17 protein-coding genes are annotated in these 18,727 nt (G+C 61.4%); 7 read left to right on the top strand and 10 right to left on the bottom strand.

From position 1 onward, the window contains the following. Positions 1–10: 10 nt before the first annotated feature. From JFT66_RS07570 to JFT66_RS07555, 4 genes are all read right to left on the bottom strand, one after another. Positions 11–979: a FecR domain-containing protein gene (locus JFT66_RS07570; protein WP_198859055.1), complete on the bottom strand. Its 969-nt coding sequence runs from the start codon at positions 977–979 to the stop codon at positions 11–13. Continuing rightward, positions 976–1,494 (bottom strand): RNA polymerase sigma factor, encoded by a 519-nt coding sequence (locus JFT66_RS07565; RefSeq protein ID WP_034116118.1) that lies wholly within the window; start codon positions 1,492–1,494, stop codon positions 976–978. The genes JFT66_RS07570 and JFT66_RS07565 overlap by 4 nt, the downstream gene beginning before the upstream one ends. Before the next feature lie 100 nt (positions 1,495–1,594). Then, positions 1,595–2,302: a 3'-5' exonuclease gene (locus JFT66_RS07560; RefSeq protein WP_162524803.1), complete on the bottom strand. Its 708-nt coding sequence runs from the start codon at positions 2,300–2,302 to the stop codon at positions 1,595–1,597. Beyond that, positions 2,299–4,221, bottom strand: a complete 1,923-nt coding sequence (locus JFT66_RS07555; protein WP_198859117.1) for a putative nucleotidyltransferase substrate binding domain-containing protein — start codon at positions 4,219–4,221, stop codon at positions 2,299–2,301. The genes JFT66_RS07560 and JFT66_RS07555 overlap by 4 nt, the downstream gene beginning before the upstream one ends. Before the next feature lie 246 nt (positions 4,222–4,467). Here JFT66_RS07555 and JFT66_RS07550 point away from each other — a divergent pair, with 246 nt between their 5' ends. Further along, entirely contained in the window at positions 4,468–4,914 is a 447-nt protein-coding gene (locus JFT66_RS07550) for a response regulator (RefSeq protein WP_034116116.1), read from the top strand. Between the two features lie 109 nt (positions 4,915–5,023). On the opposite strand, the gene JFT66_RS07545 is transcribed toward JFT66_RS07550, so the two are convergent. Continuing rightward, entirely contained in the window at positions 5,024–7,201 is a 2,178-nt protein-coding gene (locus tag JFT66_RS07545; RefSeq protein ID WP_198859054.1) for a malate synthase G, read from the bottom strand. Between the two features lie 267 nt (positions 7,202–7,468). Between JFT66_RS07545 and JFT66_RS07540 the strand changes: the two genes are divergently transcribed. After that, the gene (locus JFT66_RS07540) at positions 7,469–7,981 is read left to right on the top strand and encodes a glycine cleavage system protein R (RefSeq protein ID WP_034116114.1); all 513 of its coding nucleotides are present in this window, start codon (positions 7,469–7,471) and stop codon (positions 7,979–7,981) included. 222 nt (positions 7,982–8,203) lie between these two features. On the opposite strand, the gene rarD is transcribed toward JFT66_RS07540, so the two are convergent. The 5 genes from rarD to JFT66_RS07515 all read right to left on the bottom strand — a co-directional run bounded on the left by rarD (position 8,204) and on the right by JFT66_RS07515 (position 13,952). Beyond that, a complete protein-coding gene (gene rarD / locus JFT66_RS07535; protein WP_034116113.1) occupies positions 8,204–9,088 on the bottom strand; it encodes an EamA family transporter RarD in 885 nt (294 codons plus the stop codon). A 183-nt stretch (positions 9,089–9,271) separates the two neighbouring features. Continuing rightward, complete coding sequence (locus JFT66_RS07530) at positions 9,272–10,246, bottom strand: serine/threonine protein kinase (RefSeq protein WP_198859053.1); 975 nt, start codon at positions 10,244–10,246, stop codon at positions 9,272–9,274. Positions 10,247–10,414: 168 nt separating this feature from the next. Continuing rightward, positions 10,415–12,313, bottom strand: coding sequence for a PhoX family protein (locus tag JFT66_RS07525; RefSeq protein WP_198859052.1), 1,899 nt, complete (start codon positions 12,311–12,313; stop codon positions 10,415–10,417). A gap of 79 nt (positions 12,314–12,392) precedes the next feature. Then, entirely contained in the window at positions 12,393–13,157 is a 765-nt protein-coding gene (locus JFT66_RS07520) for a TOBE domain-containing protein (protein ID WP_034116110.1), read from the bottom strand. A 57-nt stretch (positions 13,158–13,214) separates the two neighbouring features. After that, the gene (locus JFT66_RS07515; RefSeq protein WP_198859051.1) at positions 13,215–13,952 is read right to left on the bottom strand and encodes a ComF family protein; all 738 of its coding nucleotides are present in this window, start codon (positions 13,950–13,952) and stop codon (positions 13,215–13,217) included. 92 nt (positions 13,953–14,044) lie between these two features. On the opposite strand from JFT66_RS07515, the gene bioB reads away from it, so the two are divergent. The 5 genes from bioB to bioD all read left to right on the top strand — a co-directional run bounded on the left by bioB (position 14,045) and on the right by bioD (position 18,632). Further along, positions 14,045–15,100, top strand: coding sequence for a biotin synthase BioB (bioB, locus tag JFT66_RS07510; protein ID WP_014720209.1), 1,056 nt, complete (start codon positions 14,045–14,047; stop codon positions 15,098–15,100). A 144-nt stretch (positions 15,101–15,244) separates the two neighbouring features. Further along, entirely contained in the window at positions 15,245–16,426 is a 1,182-nt protein-coding gene (gene bioF / locus JFT66_RS07505; RefSeq protein WP_153837523.1) for an 8-amino-7-oxononanoate synthase, read from the top strand. Further along, positions 16,419–17,150, top strand: coding sequence for an alpha/beta fold hydrolase (locus JFT66_RS07500; protein ID WP_198859050.1), 732 nt, complete (start codon positions 16,419–16,421; stop codon positions 17,148–17,150). The genes bioF and JFT66_RS07500 overlap by 8 nt, the downstream gene beginning before the upstream one ends. After that, the gene (gene bioC / locus JFT66_RS07495; protein ID WP_153837525.1) at positions 17,143–17,955 is read left to right on the top strand and encodes a malonyl-ACP O-methyltransferase BioC; all 813 of its coding nucleotides are present in this window, start codon (positions 17,143–17,145) and stop codon (positions 17,953–17,955) included. Before JFT66_RS07500 ends, bioC begins: the two co-directional genes overlap by 8 nt. After that, the gene (gene bioD / locus JFT66_RS07490; RefSeq protein WP_198859049.1) at positions 17,952–18,632 is read left to right on the top strand and encodes a dethiobiotin synthase; all 681 of its coding nucleotides are present in this window, start codon (positions 17,952–17,954) and stop codon (positions 18,630–18,632) included. Before bioC ends, bioD begins: the two co-directional genes overlap by 4 nt. Positions 18,633–18,727: the final 95 nt, after the last annotated feature.

Below are 18,727 nucleotides of genomic sequence, written 5' to 3'. Positions count from 1 at the left end.
ACCTCAAACCTTAAGGCTTGCCGGTAACGGTCACCCACCACGGCGTATGCTGCTCGATCTGCACCGGCAAGGTCGGTAACAGCGCGTTCAACGCCAGGGTGGTGTCGTGCAGCGGGAAGCTGCCGGTGATGCGCAGGTCGGCCACGTCTTTATCCACACCCAGGTAGCCAGTGCGGTAGCGACTCAGTTCATTGATCACATCGCCCAGGCGAGCGTTGTCGACCACCAACATGCCGCGGGTCCAGGCATCGGAAGCGGGGGTGACAGCCAAGGTAGGGCCGAGGCCATCGCTGCGCATCAGCACTTGCTGGCCTGCCTTGAAAATCTGTTCCTGGTGCAGTGCCTCAGGCTGGGCGGCCACGGCCGATTGCAGCACGCTCAGGCGCGTCGCGTCGTCTTCGCGTTTGACGATAAAACGCGTGCCCAGCGCCCGCAGGCTGCCGTCGCGGGTTTGCACATAGAAAGGGCGTGCATCGTCATGGCCGGTTTCGACGAGGATTTCGCCTTCCTGCAACACGATCAACCGGCGTTTTTCATCGAAGCGCACATCAATCGCGCTATGGGTGTTGAGGTTGATCAACGTACCGTCGGCCAGTTTCAGCGTGCGTTGCTCGCCGGTAGCCGTGCGCTGGTCGGCCAGCCAATAGTGGATCGGCACGTAGCGCTCGCCGGCAAACAGCGCCAGGCCGCATACCAGTACGATACTCGCCAGGCCACGGCCCAATTTGCGCACGCGCTGGCGAATGCCTTGGCGCGATTGCAGCAAGGCCGCCCTTGCCGGGCCCGAGGCTGCGCTGAAACGTTGGTCGAGCATGCCCAACTGGCGCCAGGCGCGGGCATGTTCCTCATCGCTGGCCAGCCATTTGGCGAACTCTTCCTGTTCCACCGTGCTGCCGTCACCCGAGTCGAGGGACAGTTGCCAGGCAATCGCGGCATCCAGCACCCGCGCCGACACCGGTCTGGAACCGATGGCCGTCACGAAGGCTCGCCATACAGCGCGATGTAGCACTGGCGAATGCCCTGGGCCAGGTACTGGCGCACACGGGGCACCGACACGCCGAGGCGTTGGGCGATTTCTGCGTGGCCCAGGCCGTCGAGGCGGTTATAGAGGAAAGCGGCGCGGGCCTTGCTCGACAGCGTGCCGAGCAGGCGGTCGATGGCTTTCAAGTCTTCCAGGATCAGTTGCTGTTCTTCCGGCGAAGGGTGTTCGCTTTCGGGGATCAGCATTAATTCGGTGAGATACGCTTGTTCAAGGGCGGCGCGACGGAAGTAGTCGAACAGCAGGCCCTTGGCGATGGCCACCAGGAACGCCCGGGGTTCACGGGGTTCGCGCAGCTCATCACGGCCCAGCAGGCGCATGAAGGTGTCCTGGCTCAGGTCTTCGGCGCGGCTCGGGCAGGCCACATTGCGCCGCAGCCAGGCCAGCAGCCAGCCGCGATGGTCGCGATACAACGCGCCAACAAGCTCACTGTGTGGGGTCTGGACCGACGACAAGGCATCACCGAATAAACGAGGGGTTTAAACTAACGAGAATTATTCGCGATTGTGTCAGAGGCGTAGGGTGGGCGCAATTGGCGTCTGTCGGGAGATGACATTAAAACGATGGCGCTTGTTGACGCCGTTTCCACTGGGCCAAACGCTCCTGCAGCGCGCGGGGCGTGTCGATCTGCTGCAGCCTGGCACGGCTGAACAGGATCAGCATCAGCTCCGCCGTAGCCAGAGCATCGGCGCTGGCGTGATGGCGTTCGCCGGCCTGGAGCTTGAAATGGTTGAGCCAGTCGTCCAGCCCGGCCTCGCGTAGCGTGGTGTCGGGGCACAACAGCGGCGCCAGGTCGGCCACGTCCAGAAAGGGATGGGCCAGGCGATAACCCAGGCTGTCCTTGAGCGCCCGGCCTAGCATGTGTTGATCGAAGGGCGCATGGAAGGCCAGCAACGGGCTGTCGCCCACAAACGCCATGAAATCCAGCAACGCCTCGGCCGGATCGCTGCCGGCAGCGATGGCACTGGGGCCCAGCCCGTGGATCAGCACGCTGGGGCTGAGCTTGGTGTCGGAGCGTTGCAGGGTGCGTTCAAACAGTTGGGAGAAATCCACCGCACCGTCCTCGATGACCACGGCGCCGATGGACAGCACCTGGTCACGGTTAAGGTTCAGGCCGCTGGTTTCCAGGTCCACCACCACCCAGCGCTGGCTGCGCAATGAGTCGTCGCCCAATACGCGAGGCTTGGGCAATTGCGCCAGGCGCTGTTGCTGCACCGCGCTCAGTCCAGGTTTTTTCTTATGCAACCAGCCGAACAAACTCACAGTTGATACCGCAAGGTCAGGCTGCTTTGCAGGCGCTGGGCCTGGCGCAGGGATTCACGCAGGATGCGCCGGTCAAGATGGTTGAGGCTATCGGGGTCGACGCGGTTGGAATAGGGCTGGTTCTCGCGGGTCTGCAACTGGTGCTGCTGCATGCGCGTCTGCTGGATAAAGTGGTAGGCCTCTTCATAGGCGGCGCCATCCAGCGGCTCGATCACTTGCTTGTCCACCAACTGGCGCAGGCGCTCCAGGGTGTTATTGGCGTGGATGCCATTGGCCAGGGCCAGCAGGCGCGCACCGTCTACGAACGGGGTAAGGCCCTGCACCTTGAGGTCGAGGGTGGCTTTTTCGCCGCCTTTGCGGGTCAGCACGAACTCGCGGAAACGCCCTACCGGTGGGCGCTGGCGTAACGCGTTTTCGGCCAACATGCGCTGGAACAGGGGGTTATCCGCGACTTGGTCGAGAATGCCCTGGCGCAATTGCTCGCAACCCTGCTCGTCGCCCCACACCACACGCAAATCAAAGTAGATGCTCGAGCCCAGCAGGTTCTCCGGCGTTGCTTCACGGATAAACGCACCGAAGCGCCGCGCCCATTCCACTCGGGACAAGCACAGCTCGGGGTTGCCGGCCATGATATTGCCCTTGCACAGGCTGAAGCCGCACAGCGCCAGGCTCTGGTTGATGTGCTGCGCCAGAGGCAGCAAGCGGCCACGAATCTCGGCAGCTTCGACGGCGTCCTTGGCCTCGAACAGGATGCCGTTGTCCTGGTCGGTGTACAGCGTTTGTTCGCGGCGACCTTCGCTGCCGAAACACAACCAACTGAATGGCACGCCGGGGTCGCCTTTTTCAGCGAGGGTCAACTCGATCACCCGGCACACGGTGTGGTCGTTGAGCAGCGTAATGATGTGGGTGATCTGGGTGGACGACGCGCCATGGGCGAGCATGCGCTCCACCAACTGGCCGATTTCACCGCGAATCGCCACCAGGTTTTCCACCCGGGGCGCGTTACGGATGGTGCGGGCCAGGTGCACCAGGTCTACACGTTGCAAGGAGAACAGGTCACGCTCGGACACCACGCCACACAGACGCTGGTCTTTGACCAGGCACACATGGGCAATATGCCGCTCGGTCATGGCGATGGCCGCGTCGAAAGCGCTGTGGTCCGGGCTCAAGAAAAACGGCGCCTGAGTCATATGGGCTTCAATGCCCTGGCTGAAATCGCTGGTGCCATCAGCCACCACCTGGCGCAAATCACGCAGGGTGAAGATGCCCAGGGGCGCCTTGTGCTGGTCGACAATCACAATGCTGCCGACCTGCTGCTCGTGCATCAACGTCACCGCTTCACGCAACGGCGTGTATGGGCTGCAAGTGACCGGGTGGCGCATGGCCAATTCGCCCAGGCGGGTGTTCAGCGAGTATTGAGTGCCGAGGGTTTCCACGGCTTTTTGCTGCACCTGCTGGTTGACCTGATCGAGCAGGCTGCTGACCCCGCGCAAGGCGAAATCACGAAACGGGCTGGAAAGGGCGAACAGCTTGATAAAAGCTGGTTTGTTCAGTTGCAGGCAAAAGGTGTCTTCGGCCGCTTTGTGTTCGGTGCGGGTAGCGCGTTCACCCAGCAACGCGGCGAGGGGGAAGCACTCGCCAGTGGTGATTTCGAAGGTGGTGTCCGCCGAGTCTGGCCGTTCACCGACGACGCGGCCCTGCTTGACGATATAAAAGTGCTCAACCGGGCCACCAGACGGTTTGAGGATGCTGTCGCCGGGGCCGTAGAAGCGCAGTTGGCACTGTTCCACCAGAAACGCGAGGTGAGCCTGTTCCATCTGGTTGAAGGGCGGGAAGCGTTGCAGGAATTGCAGGGTGCCGTGAATGTTCTGCAACACAGCAGTTTTCCCTGCTTGTGCGAATGCATCAGCTTTACTCATAACAGTGACCGCAGTTTTTTTGTCGTTATCGTGCTGCATGGTCGACTCCTGCACGGCGGGTGCCCATTGGACGTAAGTCTAGGTGGATGAAAACCGCGCAAAACTAGGGAAAAACCTTACATGACTATCGTCCAAACCCCGTAGAACGCCCACTAGGCAAACTTTCCGACGAAGTGCACATTGTTCGCCCTTCCGCAGATGTCTGACGAGTGTGCTGGGAGATTGATTAGAACTGCTGAGAAACGTATGCCCGACCACGATATTTTGAGTGACGCCGAGCGCGAGGCGCTGAGCGCCGTGATGCTCGAGCCTGATTTACCGCCCCAACGTGTATTGATCGTGGACGACGACAAGGATGCGCGTGAACTGCTGGCGGAGATCCTGGGGTTGGACGGTATTCGCTGCATGACCGCCGACAGTGGTGAGGCGGCATGGGATTTGTTGAAATCAAGCAGCTCCATCGGTTTATTGATCACCGACCTGCGCATGGCGCCGAGCAATGGCCTGGAGTTGATCCGCCAGGTGCGCGAGTCGACCCGGGCGGCGCTGCCGATCATCATCATGTCGGGGGACGCGGAAGCGCCGGATGTGATCGATGCGATGCATTTGAGCGTGGTGGACTTTTTGCTCAAGCCGATTGATAGCGTGAAGTTGGCGAAGTTGGTCAAGCGGGAGTTGGGGATGGCTTCCTGATTTTTGTGAGGCTGTGATGGCCTCATCGGGAGCAAGCCCCCGATAGCGCCAGTTCAGTCAACCTCAAACCCACTAAAAAGCCCTGATCTCTCGATCAGGGCTTTTTCATTTACAGGCCGTTTTTAGCCTTGAACTCCCGCCGCCGACGGTGCAACACCGGCTCGGTATACCCATTAGGCTGCTTGGTCCCCTCAATCACCAACTCCACCGCGGCCTGGAACGCGATGTTGCTGTCGAAATCCGGAGCCAATGGGCGGTACAACGCATCCTCGGCGTTCTGACGGTCCACCACCGGCGCCATGCGCTTGAGGCTTTCCATCACCTGAGCTTCGTTGACGATGCCGTGGCGCAACCAGTTGGCGATGTGCTGGCTGGAAATTCGCAGAGTGGCGCGGTCTTCCATCAGGCCGACATCGTTGATGTCCGGCACTTTCGAGCAGCCGACGCCCTGGTCGATCCAACGGACCACATAACCCAGGATGCCTTGGGCATTGTTGTCCAGTTCGTTGCGGATCTCTTCCTCGGACCACTCGGTGTTGCTGGCCAGGGGAATGGTGAGGATATCGTCCACCGAGGCGCGCTCGCGCTTGGCCAGTTCGGCCTGGCGGGCGAACACATCAACCTTGTGATAGTGCAGTGCATGCAGCGCCGCCGCGGTAGGCGACGGTACCCAAGCGGTGTTGGCACCGGCCAGTGGGTGGGCGATTTTCTGTTCAAGCATCAAAGCCATCAGGTCGGGCATGGCCCACATGCCTTTACCGATTTGCGCACGACCTTGCAGGCCGGTGCTCAAGCCGATATCGACGTTCCAGTTCTCATACGCGCCGATCCATTTTTCCGCTTTCATGGCCGCTTTGCGCACCATCGCGCCAGCTTCCATGGAGGTGTGGATTTCGTCGCCGGTGCGGTCAAGGAAACCGGTGTTGATGAACACCACGCGCTCGCTGGCCGCTTTGATACAGGCCTTGAGGTTGACTGTGGTGCGGCGCTCTTCGTCCATGATCCCGACTTTCAGCGTGTTGCGCGGCAGGTTCAGCACCTCTTCGATGCGACCGAACAGCTCGTTGGTGAACGCGGCTTCTTCCGGGCCGTGCATCTTCGGCTTGACGATGTACACCGAACCGGTGCGGCTATTTTTGCGCGTGTTGTTGCCATTGAGGCTGTGGATCGCCGCCAGGCTGGTGAGCAGGCCGTCGAGGATGCCTTCCGGCACTTCGTTGCCGTCTTTATCGAGGATCGCGTCGATAGTCATCAGGTGGCCAACGTTACGCACGAACAGCAGCGAACGGCCGTGCAGCGTCACATCCTGGCCGTCCACGCCGGTGTAGACGCGATCAGGGTTCATGGTGCGAGTGAACGTCTTGCCGCCCTTGGCCACTTCTTCGGCCAGGTCGCCCTTCATCAGGCCGAGCCAGTTGCGGTAGATCACCACTTTGTCATCGGCATCCACAGCGGCGACGGAGTCTTCGCAGTCCATGATGGTGGTCAGCGCGGCTTCCATCAGCACGTCTTTGACGCCGGCCGCATCGGTCTGGCCGACCGGGGCGCTGGCGTCGATCTGGATTTCGAAGTGCAGGCCGTTGTGCTTGAGCAGAATCGCAATCGGCTCGGCCGCGGGGCCCTGGAAACCGATCAACTGGGCATCGTCACGCAGGCCGCTGTTGCTGCCGCCTTTAAGGCTGACGATCAACTTGCCATCGACGATTTTGTAGCCAGTGGAATCAACGTGGCTGCCGGCGCTGAGCGGCGCAGCTTCGTCGAGGAACCCACGGGCGAAGGCGATGACTTTGTCACCACGTACCTTGTTGTAGCCCTTGCCCTTCTCGGCGCCGCCAGCTTCGCTGATGGCGTCGGTGCCATACAACGCGTCATACAGCGAGCCCCAGCGTGCATTCGAAGCGTTGAGGGCGAAGCGGGCATTCATCACCGGCACTACCAACTGGGGGCCGGCCATGCGGGCAATTTCGTCGTCGACGTTTTGGGTCGAGGCCAGGAAGTCTGCGGCTTCTGGCAGCAGGTATCCGATGTCTTGCAGGAAGGCTTTGTAGGCCACCGGGTCGTGGGCTTTGCCTGCGTGTGTCTGGTGCCAGGTATCGATCCGCGCCTGGAAATCGTCGCGTTTGGCGAGTAGGGCTTTGTTCTTCGGTGCCAGGTCGTGGATGACCTTGTCGGCACCGGCCCAGAACTGGTCGGCAGTGATGCCGGTACCGGGAATGGCTTCGTTGTTCACGAAGTCGAACAGGACTTTGGCGACCTGCAGGCCACCGACTTGAACGTGTTCAGTCATTGCTTGCCTCACTCTGCGGAGCTTATGCGCTTTTTCAGATTTTCATTATGTAGTGCACGGTTGGGCATACTACATGATGACTTGCGGTTGTGAAAATTAGACTAAATACGTCGTTTAGCGACCCACTTTGGTCGTACGGTCACAGCGGAGAACCGGATGTTCTCAAAAAACCATTAGATTGTTCCAGATAAATATAAAAATGGTACACGATTTGTTTTCGAGTGCTCCCGGGTCCACCTTGTAGATTGAATTCCAGAGGGCTTTGCCATGGACCATCTTGTACTCACAATTATCGCCGCCGACAAACCCGGCCTGGTTGAACGCATTGCGCAGAACATTGCCGCCCACGGCGGTAACTGGCTGGAAAGCCGCATGGCCCACATGGCCGGGCAGTTTGCCGGGATCCTGCGGGTCAGCGTGCCGACAGAGCAGCGCCAGGCGTTGGTTGGCGCGCTGGAGGACTTATCCACACATGGCATTCGTGTGCTGGTGGGCGAGGGCAGCAGCGGGCAGGCATCGGCATCCAAACCGATCCTGATGACCTTGGTGGGCAATGACCGCTCGGGCATCGTGCGCGAGATCACCGCGCTGTTGAGCCAGCAGGGCGTCAACCTGGAGCGCCTGAGCACCGATGTACGGCCGGCGCCCATGAGTGGTGATCCATTGTTTAACGCCGAAGCGTTGCTGCAGGTGCCGGCGAGTATGTCGTTGGAAACCTTGCAGGCGGCGCTTGAGACCCTGGCCGATGACTTGATGGTGGAGTTGCGTCAGGAAGAGTAACGATCCACAAGGTTATGCATGGAAATCTTGCATGGGCCTGTGGATAACCTGTAGAAATCCGGCGCCAGGCCATGCTGGCCGGGCTTCTTCGTCAGCTGAGCAAAAAACGAACAGTTTCAAGGACTTGTGCACACATGGCGGGGATCAGGGTGTGGATAACCTTGGGGTGGAACGCTGCAAGCCACGAAAGCTGTGGCTTGCAGAGGTTTGTACGTTATTTGATCAGCGTTTGCGTATGCTCAGCCAGGCGTCCAGGCTGTATACCACCAGGCCGGCCCAGATAAAGGCGAACGCAATGAGCGTGCTGGGTGCCAGGTGTTCGCCGAATAGCAATACCGCTTCCAGCAGCACCAGGGTCGGCGCCACGTACTGCAAAAAGCCCAGTGCGGTGTAGGGCAAATGCCGGGCGGCGGCGTTGAAGCACACCAGTGGGATCAGGGTCACTGGGCCCGCTGCCACCAGCCACCAGGCTTCAGAGGTGCTCCAGAATTCCAGTTGGGCACTGTGGGCCGACGGATTGAACAGCAACCAGGCGACGGCAATCGGCACCAGCATCCAAGTCTCCACCACCAGCCCGGGCAATGCCTTGACCGGCGCCTGCTTGCGGATCAAACCGTAGAAGCCGAAGGTCAACGCCAACACCAGCGACACCCACGGCAAGCTGCCGACCTGCCAGACCTGTTGCGCCACGCCCACCGCTGCCAAACCCACCGCTATCCACTGCAGGCGCCGCAGGCGTTCACCGAGAATCAGCATGCCCAGCAGCACATTCACCAGCGGGTTAATGTAGTAACCCAGGCTGGCTTCGAGCATGCGCCCGCTGTTCACCGACCACACGTAGGTCAGCCAGTTAGCTGCGATCAGCGAACCGCTGAGTGCCAGGATCGCCAGGCGTTTGGGGTTGTCGCGCAATTCACGGAACCAGCCCGGGTGTTTCCACACCATCAGCAGCAAACCGCCGAACAGCGCCGACCACAGCACGCGGTGCACGATAATCTCTGCGGCGGGTACGCTGGCGATGGCTTTGAAGTAGAGCGGGAACAGACCCCAGATGACGTAGGCACTCAGGCCAAGAATGTACCCCTTGCGAGGGTTGGCGGCTTGCATTGCAGAATCCTTGCTTAGGCAGCTTACAAAGCGCAATTGTAAGGATATTTGTCCAGTCGTGGGACCTGCTTTGCTTTATGTGGGAGGGGGCTTGCTCCCGATGTCGGACTGCCAGTTTATAAATATGGCGCCTGACACCCCGCTATCGGGAGCAAGCCCCCTCCCACATTAAAAAAAAAGCAGTTAGAAGAGTTTCAGCGGTTCTTCGTTGAGCGCCGACAACTGCTCACGCAACGCCAGTACCTGATCGCCCCAATACCGCTCGCTGCCGAACCAAGGGAAGCTGTGGGGGAACGCCGGGTCATCCCAGCGCCGCGCCAGCCAGGCGCTGTAGTGCATCAGGCGCAGGGCGCGCAGGGGTTCGATCAGGGCCAGTTCGCGTGGGTCGAAGTCGTGGAATTCCTGGTAGCCGTCCATCAGTTCCGACAGTTGGCCCAGGCATTCCTGGCGGTCGCCGGCGAGCATCATCCACAGGTCTTGCACTGCCGGGCCCATGCGGCAGTCATCGAGGTCGACGATATGGAACATCTCGTCGCGGCACATCATGTTGCCGGGGTGGCAATCGCCGTGCATGCGGATGTTCTTGTGCGGCGTGGCCTTGTACACCTCTTCCACGCGCTTGAGCAGGTCACGGGCCACGGACTCGTAGGCCGGCAACAGGCTCTTGGGAATGAAGTTGCCTTCAAGCAGGGTGTTGAGGGAATCGTGACCGAAGTTCTTCACGCCCAGGGCTTCGCGGTGTTCAAACGGGCGGGTGGAACCCACCGCGTGCAAACGGCCCAGCAACTGCCCGAGCCGGTAGAGCTGGTCGAGATTACCCGGCTCCGGCGCCCGGCCGCCACGGCGCGGAAACAGGGTGAAGCGGAAACCCGCGTGTTCGAACAGGCTTTCGCCATTGTGAATCAGCGGCGCTACTACTGGGACTTCGCATTCGGCCAGTTCGAAGGTGAAGCGGTGCTCTTCGAGGATCGCCTCGTTGGTCCAGCGCTGGGGGCGGTAGAACTTGGCGATCAGCGGTTCGGCGTCTTCGATGCCCACCTGGTATACGCGGTTTTCGTAGCTGTTGAGCGCCAGAACGCGAGCATCGCTGAAAAAACCGATGCTTTCGACAGCGTCGAGAACCAGGTCAGGGGTGAGTGTTTCAAACGGGTGGGCCATGCGAACTCCTGCGCGCAGCAGGGCGCCGCGTCGGGCCGGGTATGGTAACGCACCGGGCTTGAGATAGGGGGCGGCTGTGCCATTGCCATCGGGAGCAAGCCCCCCCCACATTTTGACCGTGTGAACCCGATCAAGTGTGGGAGGGGGCTTGCTCCCGATGAGGCCCTATCAGGCGCCGACGATCCCACCATCATCCCGCCGAATCGCAATCACCGACGAACGCGGCTTGCCATTCGGCAGATGCTCCGGCCAGGTCGAACCACCGGTTTCACCCGGATGCTGAATCCCCACAAACAAGGTCTTCTGGTCCGGCGCAAAGCTGATCCCCGTCACCTCACAGGCTACTGGCCCGACCATGAAGCGGCGGATTTCCCCAGTGCTCGGGTCGGCACACAGCATCTGGTTGTTACCCATGCCGGCAAATTCGCCTGCGTTGCTGTAGTCGCCATCGGTGAGGATCCACAAGCGCCCGGCCTTGTCGAAACCCAGGCCATCGGGGCTGTTGAACATGTTCTGTTGGTTGATATTGGATGAGCCGCCCTTGGGTGTACCGCCGTGCACGCCTGGGTTGCCGGCCACCACGAACAGGTCCCAGCTGAAGTCCGTGGCGCCGTGGTTATCGGCGTCGGCTTTCCAACGCAGGATCTGGCCGTAGATGTTTTTCTCCCGTGGGTTAGGCCCGCCCACGGGCTGACCTTCCTCGCCACGTTTGGCGTTGTTGGTCAGGGTGCAATAGACCTGGCCGTCAGTGGGGCTGACCACGATCCATTCCGGGCGGTCCATGCGCGTGGCTTTGACTACGCTGGCGGCCAGGCGCGCGTGGATCAGCACCTCGGCCTGGTTGGCGAAACCGCTGCTGGCGTCGATACCGTTTTTACCGTGGGTCAACTCTACCCACTGGCCTTTGCCCTTGGGGTGGTCGGCGTTACCGTCGCCCGCGTCGAAGATCGCCACGTACAAAGTGCCGTGGTCCAGCAGGTGTTTATTGGCCTTGGCATTGTGATGGTTGATCGGGTCGCGGCTGACGAACTTGTAGATGAATTCACCGCGTTCGTCGTCGCCCATGTACACCACGGCGCGGCCGTCGCGAGTCTCGGCGAGAGCGGCGTTCTCGTGCTTGAAACGGCCCAATGCCGTGCGCTTGACCGGAGTGGATTGCGGGTCGAATGGATCGATTTCCACCACCCAGCCATGGCGATTGAGTTCGTTGGGGTTCTTGGCCATGTCGAAGCGTGGGTCATGCTGATGCCAGTTAATGTCTTTACTGGCGGCCACCACGCCGTAGCGCTTCTGCCCGGCGTCGAAGGCTTGCTGGGGGGTGCTGCTGCCGAAGCAGTCGGTGAAGTTTTCTTCGCAGGTCAGGTAAGTGCCCCATGGGGTCTTGCCGTTGGCGCAATTCTGGAACGTCCCGAGGGCTTTCTTGCCGGTTTTGTCGGCGCGGGTTTTCAGCCAGTCATGGCCGGCGGCGGGGCCGCTCAGGCGGATCGGTGAGTTGCCGTGGATGCGCCGGTTGTAGCGCGAGTCCTGTACGAACTGCCAGGTGTCGCCCTTGCGCCGCACTTCGATCACCGACACGCCTTCACTGGCCAGGGCCTTGCGCACGTCTTCGGCCGATTGCGGCGCGCCACCGTGGGGGAAAAGGTAGCGGTAGTTGGTGTATTCGTTGTTGATCGCCATCAGCGCGCGGTTGTTGTCGCCCGGGAAGGGAAACAGGCTCATGCCGTCGTTGTTGTCGCCGAACTGCTGTTCCTGGGCCTTGGCCGTGCCATTGCCGGACGGATCGAAAGCCGGCGCGTTCTTGTGCAGCGGCTGGCCCCAACTGATCAGCACCGACGCGCTGTAGCCAGGCGGCAAGGTGATGGTGTCGCTGGTGGCGGCGGCGATGCTGGTGAACCCCAGCAGCGGGCTGGCAGAGGCGGCATTCACGGCCAGGGCACTGCGGCTCAGCAGGTTGCCACCCAGAAACATCGCCGCACCGCACAGGGCGCCTGCGCCGATAAAGCGACGTCGGGTGAGGCCGACCATCTGTTCAAGGTCGGTGGCTTGGTTTTCTTCTAATAGGCTCATCTCAGGCTCCCTGCGGTTTTTGCAGACACCTTAAGCAGCGCTTGTGACCAGATTGTTGCAGCTTGAAGACGTTCGCCCGCTACACCGGCGTGCCGAGCAACACATTGCTGGGGGCAAATTGCACACGGACCGGCTGGCCTTCGCCAGCGTTGAGTGCCTGGAGTGCGGCGGGCTGGGCCAGCGCGCATAACACCTGGCCGTTGGGCAGAGAGATACGCACCTCACTGGGGCCATCTTCGGCGCCGAGAATCGTCTCGATCACACCGCTCATACAATTGTGTCCAGGTGTTTCAGGCTGCCCGATCGCCAGTAGTTCGAGCCATCCGGCCTTGATCAGGGCGACCACTTCCACGCCGGCCTGCAGTTCCAGTCGTTGGGTACTGTCGTGGGTGATCTGTGCATCAAGATGCAGGCCACCGGCCAACTGCAAGCGAATCATGTCATTGCGACCCTGGCTGTCGATAGCGCTGACCTGGCCGTGCAATTGGTTGCGCGCACTGGTGCGCAGCATCAGGCGCCCCAGCAGGTTGAAGTCGCTCGCCGCTTCGTCCGAACCCAGTACCTGGGCCTGCAACACTTGCAGGCGCTGATAGAGGCGCAGCACCCGTTGACCTTCTTGCGTCAGCCTGGCGCCGCCACCGCCCTTGCCACCGACGCTGCGTTCAACCAACGGTTTCTGCGCCAGGTTGTTCAGTTCGTCGATGGCGTCCCAGGCGGCCTTGTAACTCAACCCGGCGCTTTTAGCCGCACGGGTGATGGAGCCCTGCTCGGCGATATGCCCCAGCAAGGCAATGCGCTGGGGGCGACGGATGATGTGTTGGTTGAGAGGGCTGGGCAGAGACATGGGCATACGCTTGGATGAGATGAACGGACGTTGCCGCCCTGGCGCAAGGGAGTCAAGTCAGGTGCCGGGTTTGGGCGTGCGGGCCAGGCAATAAACGTCGACCTGGCGTGCACCGGCGGCCACCAAAAGCCGCGCCAGGGCGTGGGCCGTGGCGCCGGTGGTGAGTACGTCATCTACCAGCGCCAGATGTTGGCCTGCTACCTGAGTGCCGGGGGCCAGGGCGAAGGCGTTTAGCAGGTTGCGTTTGCGCGTCCTGGCATCAAGGTCTTGCTGTGCGACGGTTTCATGAGGTCGCAACAGCAGGTGTTCATTGTGGGGAATATCGAGGGCAGCACTGAGCCAACGCGCCACCATCAACGCTTGGTTAAAGCCGCGTTCGCGCAGGCGTTTGCGTGCCATGGGCACCGGCAGCAGGCAGTCCGGGCGGCTGAGTTCGGCGTTATCGAAGCGGTGTTGCAGATGTTGCGTGAGCAGGCGCGCGAGCATGTGCCCCAGCGGCCAACGCGCCTGATGTTTGAAGCGGCTGATCAGGGTGTCGATGGGAAAGCTGTAGGTCCAAGGGGCGACGACCTGGTTAAAGGCGGGTGGATGTTTTTGGCATTGGCCGCAGAGCAAGCCGTCCATCGGCAAGGGCAGGGCACAGCGTTCACACTGCTCCATCAGCCATGGCAGTTCTGTTTCGCAGACGTTGCACACATTTTCAGCCGATTCAGTGCATTCATCGCAGATCAGGCAGGTTTGTATGCTTTTTGACCAGATGTAAACTTGGTGCTTGTGCTCAGGTTGACAGTGCATGAATCTTCCTTAAATATGCCGAGCATCCGTGTCGTGCCTGTGGGTATTGCCCTTCCCGCAGCGCTTGCCAAAGCATAATCAAGGAATCGCCCATGAGCGCCAGCACCTCTGCCACCCTGCGTCACGATTGGTCTTTAGCCGAAGTCAAAGCCCTGTTCGTGCAGCCGTTCAATGACCTGTTGTTCCAGGCGCAGACCGTGCACCGCGCGCATTTCGACGCCAACCGCGTGCAGGTGTCGACCCTGCTGTCGATCAAGACCGGCGCCTGCCCGGAAGATTGCAAATATTGTCCGCAGTCGGGCCACTACAACACCGGCCTGGAAAAAGAAAAGCTGATGGAAGTGCAAAAGGTCCTCGAAGAGGCCGCCCGCGCCAAGGCCATCGGTTCGACGCGTTTCTGCATGGGCGCAGCGTGGAAACACCCGTCGGCCAAAGACATGCCCTACGTGCTGGAGATGGTCAAAGGGGTGAAGGCCATGGGCCTGGAAACCTGCATGACCCTCGGGCGCCTCGATCAGGACCAGACCGAAGCCCTGGCCCAGGCGGGCCTGGACTACTACAACCACAACCTCGATACGTCGCCGGAGTTCTACGGCTCGATCATCACCACCCGCACCTACAGCGAGCGCCTGCAAACCCTGGCCTACGTGCGTGATTCGGGGATGAAAATCTGCTCGGGCGGTATCCTCGGCATGGGCGAGTCCCTCGACGACCGTGCCAACCTGCTGATCCAACTGGCCAACCTGCCGGAGCATCCCGAGTCGGTGCCGATCAACATGCTGGTGAAGGTTGCCGGTACACCGTTGGAAAACGCCGACGACATCGACCCCTTCGATTTCATCCGCATGCTGGCGGTGGCGCGCATCCTGATGCCGCAATCCCACGTGCGGCTGTCCGCCGGCCGCGAAGCCATGAACGAGCAGATGCAGGCCCTGGCGTTTTTTGCCGGCGCCAACTCGATCTTCTACGGCGACAAATTGCTGACCACCGCCAACCCCCAGGCTGACAAGGACATGCAATTGTTTGCACGCCTGGGCATCCTGCCGGAAGCCCGTGAAGAGCACGCTGATGAAGTGCACCAGGCGGCGATTGAGCAGGCGTTGGTGGAGCAAAAGAGCAGCGAGCAGTTCTACAACGCTGTCGTCTGATTGAAATGGGATCCCAATGTGGGAGGGGGCTTGCTCCCGATAGCGGTGTGTCAGTCTCAGTATCTGTAACTGAACCACCGCTATCGGGAGCAAGCCCCCTCCCACATTATTTGATCCAGTTGAACCCGCCAAATCGAGGCCAGCATGTCTTTTGATCTCTCCGCACGCCTCGCTGCCCGCCGTGCCGAACACCTTTATCGTCAACGCCCCTTGCTGGAGAGCCCGCAGGGCCCGGAAGTGGTGGTGGATGGCCAACCGCTGTTGGCGTTCTGCAATAACGATTACCTGGGCCTGGCCAACCACCCGCAGGTGATCGAGGCCTGGCGCGCTGGTGCATCCCGCTGGGGCGTGGGCGGTGGTGCTTCGCATTTGGTAGTGGGGCACGCCGCGCCGCACCATGAGTTGGAAGAAGCTCTCGCCGACCTCACTGGGCGCCCGCGGGCACTGCTGTTCACCACCGGCTATATGGCCAACCTCGGTGCGGTAACAGCATTGGTGGGGCAGGGCGATACGGTGCTGGAAGACCGTCTCAATCACGCTTCATTACTGGATGCCGGTTTATTGTCCGGGGCGCGTTTCAACCGCTACCTGCATAACGACGCTGTCAGTCTGGCCAAGCGCCTGGAGAAGGCCACCGGCAATACGCTGGTGGTCACCGATGGTGTGTTCAGCATGGACGGCAATCTGGCCGACCTGCCCGCACTGGCCCGTGAAGCCAAGGCCAGAGGTGCCTGGCTGATGGTGGATGACGCCCATGGCTTCGGCCCGCTGGGCGCCCATGGCGGTGGCATTGTCGAGCATTTCGGCTTGAGCCAGGAGGAGGTGCCGGTGCTGGTTGGCACCTTGGGCAAAGCCTTCGGTACCGCCGGGGCGTTTGTGGCGGGCAGTGAGGCGTTGATCGAAAGCCTGATCCAATTTGCCCGCCCGTATATCTACACCACCAGCCAACCACCGGCACTGGCCTGCGCCACCCTGAAAAGCCTGGAGCTGCTGCGCAGCGAACATTGGCGGCGTGATCATCTCAACGGGTTGATCCGCCAGTTCCGCCAGGGCGCCGAGCAGATGGGCCTGGCATTGATGGACAGCTTTACGCCGATCCAGCCGATCCTGATTGGCGACAGCGCCCGGGCGTTGCGCCTATCGCACATGCTGCGTGAGCGTGGCCTGATGGTGACCGCGATCCGCCCGCCTACCGTGCCCGCCGGCAGTGCCCGTTTACGGGTGACATTGACCGCGGCCCACAGCGAGGCGCAGGTGCAGCTATTGTTAAACGGACTCGAAGAATGTTTCCGCTTGTTAGGCACCTCGGAGCCCGACCATGCGTAATCGACTGATATTGCTGCCCGGCTGGGGCCTTGGTGTGTCACCGCTGGAGCCGTTGGCCGCGGCATTGCATGGCCTGGACGAACACCTGCGGGTACAGGTCGAGCCTCTGCCAGCGCTGGACTCCAGTGATGTGGATGAGTGGCTCGACGAACTCGATGCGACGCTGCCGGACAACGTCTGGCTCGGTGGTTGGTCCCTGGGCGGCATGCTCGCTTCAGAGCTGGCAGCGCGCCGTGGCGAACGTTGCTGTGGTTTGCTGACCCTGGCGAGCAACCCGTGCTTCGTCGCCCATGACGGTTGGCCCCACGCGATGCCTGCCGAGACCTTCGACGCATTTCTGGCGGGCTGCCACGCCGACTCCCAAGTCACCCTCAAGCGCTTCGGCCTGTTGTGTGCCAAGGGCGCCGAAGACCCTCGCGGGCTGTCGCGGTTGCTGGTCAGCGGTGCGCCGAATACCGCCCCCAGCGTATTGATGCCCGGCCTGGAACTGCTGGCCCAACTGGATACGCGGGCGGCCTTGCAGGCATTTCGCGGGCCGCAGTTGCATCTGTTTGCCGGCCTGGATGGGCTGGTGCCTGCCGAAGCCGCCAGCGACCTGCTGGCATTGCTCCCTGATGTAGAAGTCGGCCTGATTGAACAGGCCGGTCACGCGTTTCTTCTGGAAGACCCCCACGGTGTAGCGGGGGCCATCCAGGCTTTTTTGCATGAGTGTGTTGATGACTGATTTATCCCATCCTCCCTTGCCAGGGGGCTTGCCGGACAAGCGCCAGGTCGCGGCCTCGTTTTCCCGTGCGGCGGCCAGCTACGACAGCGTGGCCGAGTTGCAGCGGGCGGTGGGGCATGAATTGCTCAGCCGTTTGCCATCCGACGTTTCGCCCCAACGCTGGCTGGATATGGGCTGCGGCACGGGTTATTTCAGCCGCGTATTGGGCGAGCGTTTGCCTGCCAGCCAAGGTGTGGCGCTGGATATCGCCGAGGGCATGCTCAACCATGCGCGGCCATTGGGTGGCGCCGCGTATTTTGTCGCCGGTGACGCCGAGCGCCTGCCGTTGCAGACGAGCAGTTGTGGACTGATCTTTTCCAGCCTGGCGGTGCAGTGGTGTGCACATTTTGATGCCGTGCTCAGCGAGGCTTCTCGTGTGCTGCAACCGGGCGGTGTGTTGGCGTTCGCGAGCCTGTGCGTCGGTACCTTGGGTGAGCTGCGCGAAAGCTGGCGGGCCGTGGATGGCCTGGTTCACGTCAACCGCTTCCGCACTTTCGACGCTTATCAACAGCTCTGTGCGGCCAGTGGTTTGCGAGTGGCAAGCCTGGAGCGACAGCCCCATGTGCTGCATTACCCGGACGTGCGCAGCCTGACCCACGAACTCAAGGCGTTGGGCGCCCATAACCTCAACCCGGGCCGCCCGGGAGGGTTGACGGGGCGCGCGCGGATTGTTGCACTGGTAGACGCTTACGAGCAGTTCCGTCAGGCTCAGGGCTTGCCCGCCACCTATCAAGTGGTGTACGCCGTATTGGAGAAACCTTTATGAGCGCCGCTTACTTCATCACCGGCACCGACACCGATGTGGGCAAGACCACCATCGCCGCTGGCCTGTTGCATGCGGCCAGGCTGGCGGGTAAAAGCACGGCGGCAGGAAAACCGGTGGCGTCGGGCTGCCAACTGACTGCCCAAGGACTGCGCAATGCCGATGCGTTGGCGCTGCTGGCCGAATGTTCAGTACCGCTGAGTTATACCGAGGTCAACCCGGTGGCATTCGAGCCGGCGATCGCGCCGCATCTGGCCGCGCGCGAGGCGGGTGTCGCGCTGACGGTGCAATCGTTGCTCAAACCGATGCAGCACCTCCTGGCACGTGGAGCGGATTTCACCTTGATCGAAGGCGCGGGTGGCTGGCGCGTGCCCTTGGCTGACCAGGCCAACCTGTCGGACCTGGCCATGGCGCTCAAGCTGCCGGTGATCCTGGTGGTGGGCGTGCGCCTGGGGTGTATCAGCCACGCACTGCTCACCGCTGAAGCCATCGCCCGGGACGGCTTGCCGCTGGCGGGCTGGGTGGCGAACATCATCGACCCCAAGACCTCTCGTCTGGAAGAAAACCTCGCCACCCTGGCTGAGCGCTTGCCGGCGCCTTGCCTGGGGCGGGTGCCAAAACTCAAGCACGCCGGGGCCGCAGCGGTGGCCGAGTACCTGGAACTGGACCTGCTTGACTGATTTTGGCTATCACTAAGGCAATATGCCATTAGTGTTTTTGACGGGCCTTTTGCCAGGATGTCTGCTTCAATTCACTTTCACGATTCTCTAAAGGC

It is taken from the genome of Pseudomonas sp. MF6755, from assembly GCF_016405635.1.
GTDB lineage: Bacteria > Pseudomonadota > Gammaproteobacteria > Pseudomonadales > Pseudomonadaceae > Aquipseudomonas > Aquipseudomonas haemolytica.
Note: the sequence above shows the minus strand (reverse complement) of the source record. Positions and strands in the feature narration are given on the sequence as shown.

Bases quoted from the DNA above. Each gene is read 5' to 3' on its own strand.
- JFT66_RS07555 (WP_198859117.1), bottom strand. From the start codon at position 4,221: ATGAGTAAAGCTGATGCATTCGCACAAGCAGGGAAAACTGCTGTGTTG.
- JFT66_RS07550 (WP_034116116.1), top strand. From the start codon at position 4,468: ATGCCCGACCACGATATTTTGAGTGACGCCGAGCGCGAGGCGCTGAGC.
- JFT66_RS07545 (WP_198859054.1), bottom strand. From the start codon at position 7,201: ATGACTGAACACGTTCAAGTCGGTGGCCTGCAGGTCGCCAAAGTCCTG.
- JFT66_RS07540 (WP_034116114.1), top strand. From the start codon at position 7,469: ATGGACCATCTTGTACTCACAATTATCGCCGCCGACAAACCCGGCCTG.
- rarD (WP_034116113.1), bottom strand. From the start codon at position 9,088: ATGCAAGCCGCCAACCCTCGCAAGGGGTACATTCTTGGCCTGAGTGCC.
- JFT66_RS07530 (WP_198859053.1), bottom strand. From the start codon at position 10,246: ATGGCCCACCCGTTTGAAACACTCACCCCTGACCTGGTTCTCGACGCT.
- JFT66_RS07525 (WP_198859052.1), bottom strand. From the start codon at position 12,313: ATGAGCCTATTAGAAGAAAACCAAGCCACCGACCTTGAACAGATGGTC.
- JFT66_RS07520 (WP_034116110.1), bottom strand. From the start codon at position 13,157: ATGTCTCTGCCCAGCCCTCTCAACCAACACATCATCCGTCGCCCCCAG.
- JFT66_RS07515 (WP_198859051.1), bottom strand. From the start codon at position 13,952: ATGCACTGTCAACCTGAGCACAAGCACCAAGTTTACATCTGGTCAAAA.
- bioB (WP_014720209.1), top strand. From the start codon at position 14,045: ATGAGCGCCAGCACCTCTGCCACCCTGCGTCACGATTGGTCTTTAGCC.
- bioF (WP_153837523.1), top strand. From the start codon at position 15,245: ATGTCTTTTGATCTCTCCGCACGCCTCGCTGCCCGCCGTGCCGAACAC.
- JFT66_RS07500 (WP_198859050.1), top strand. From the start codon at position 16,419: ATGCGTAATCGACTGATATTGCTGCCCGGCTGGGGCCTTGGTGTGTCA.
- bioC (WP_153837525.1), top strand. From the start codon at position 17,143: ATGACTGATTTATCCCATCCTCCCTTGCCAGGGGGCTTGCCGGACAAG.
- bioD (WP_198859049.1), top strand. From the start codon at position 17,952: ATGAGCGCCGCTTACTTCATCACCGGCACCGACACCGATGTGGGCAAG.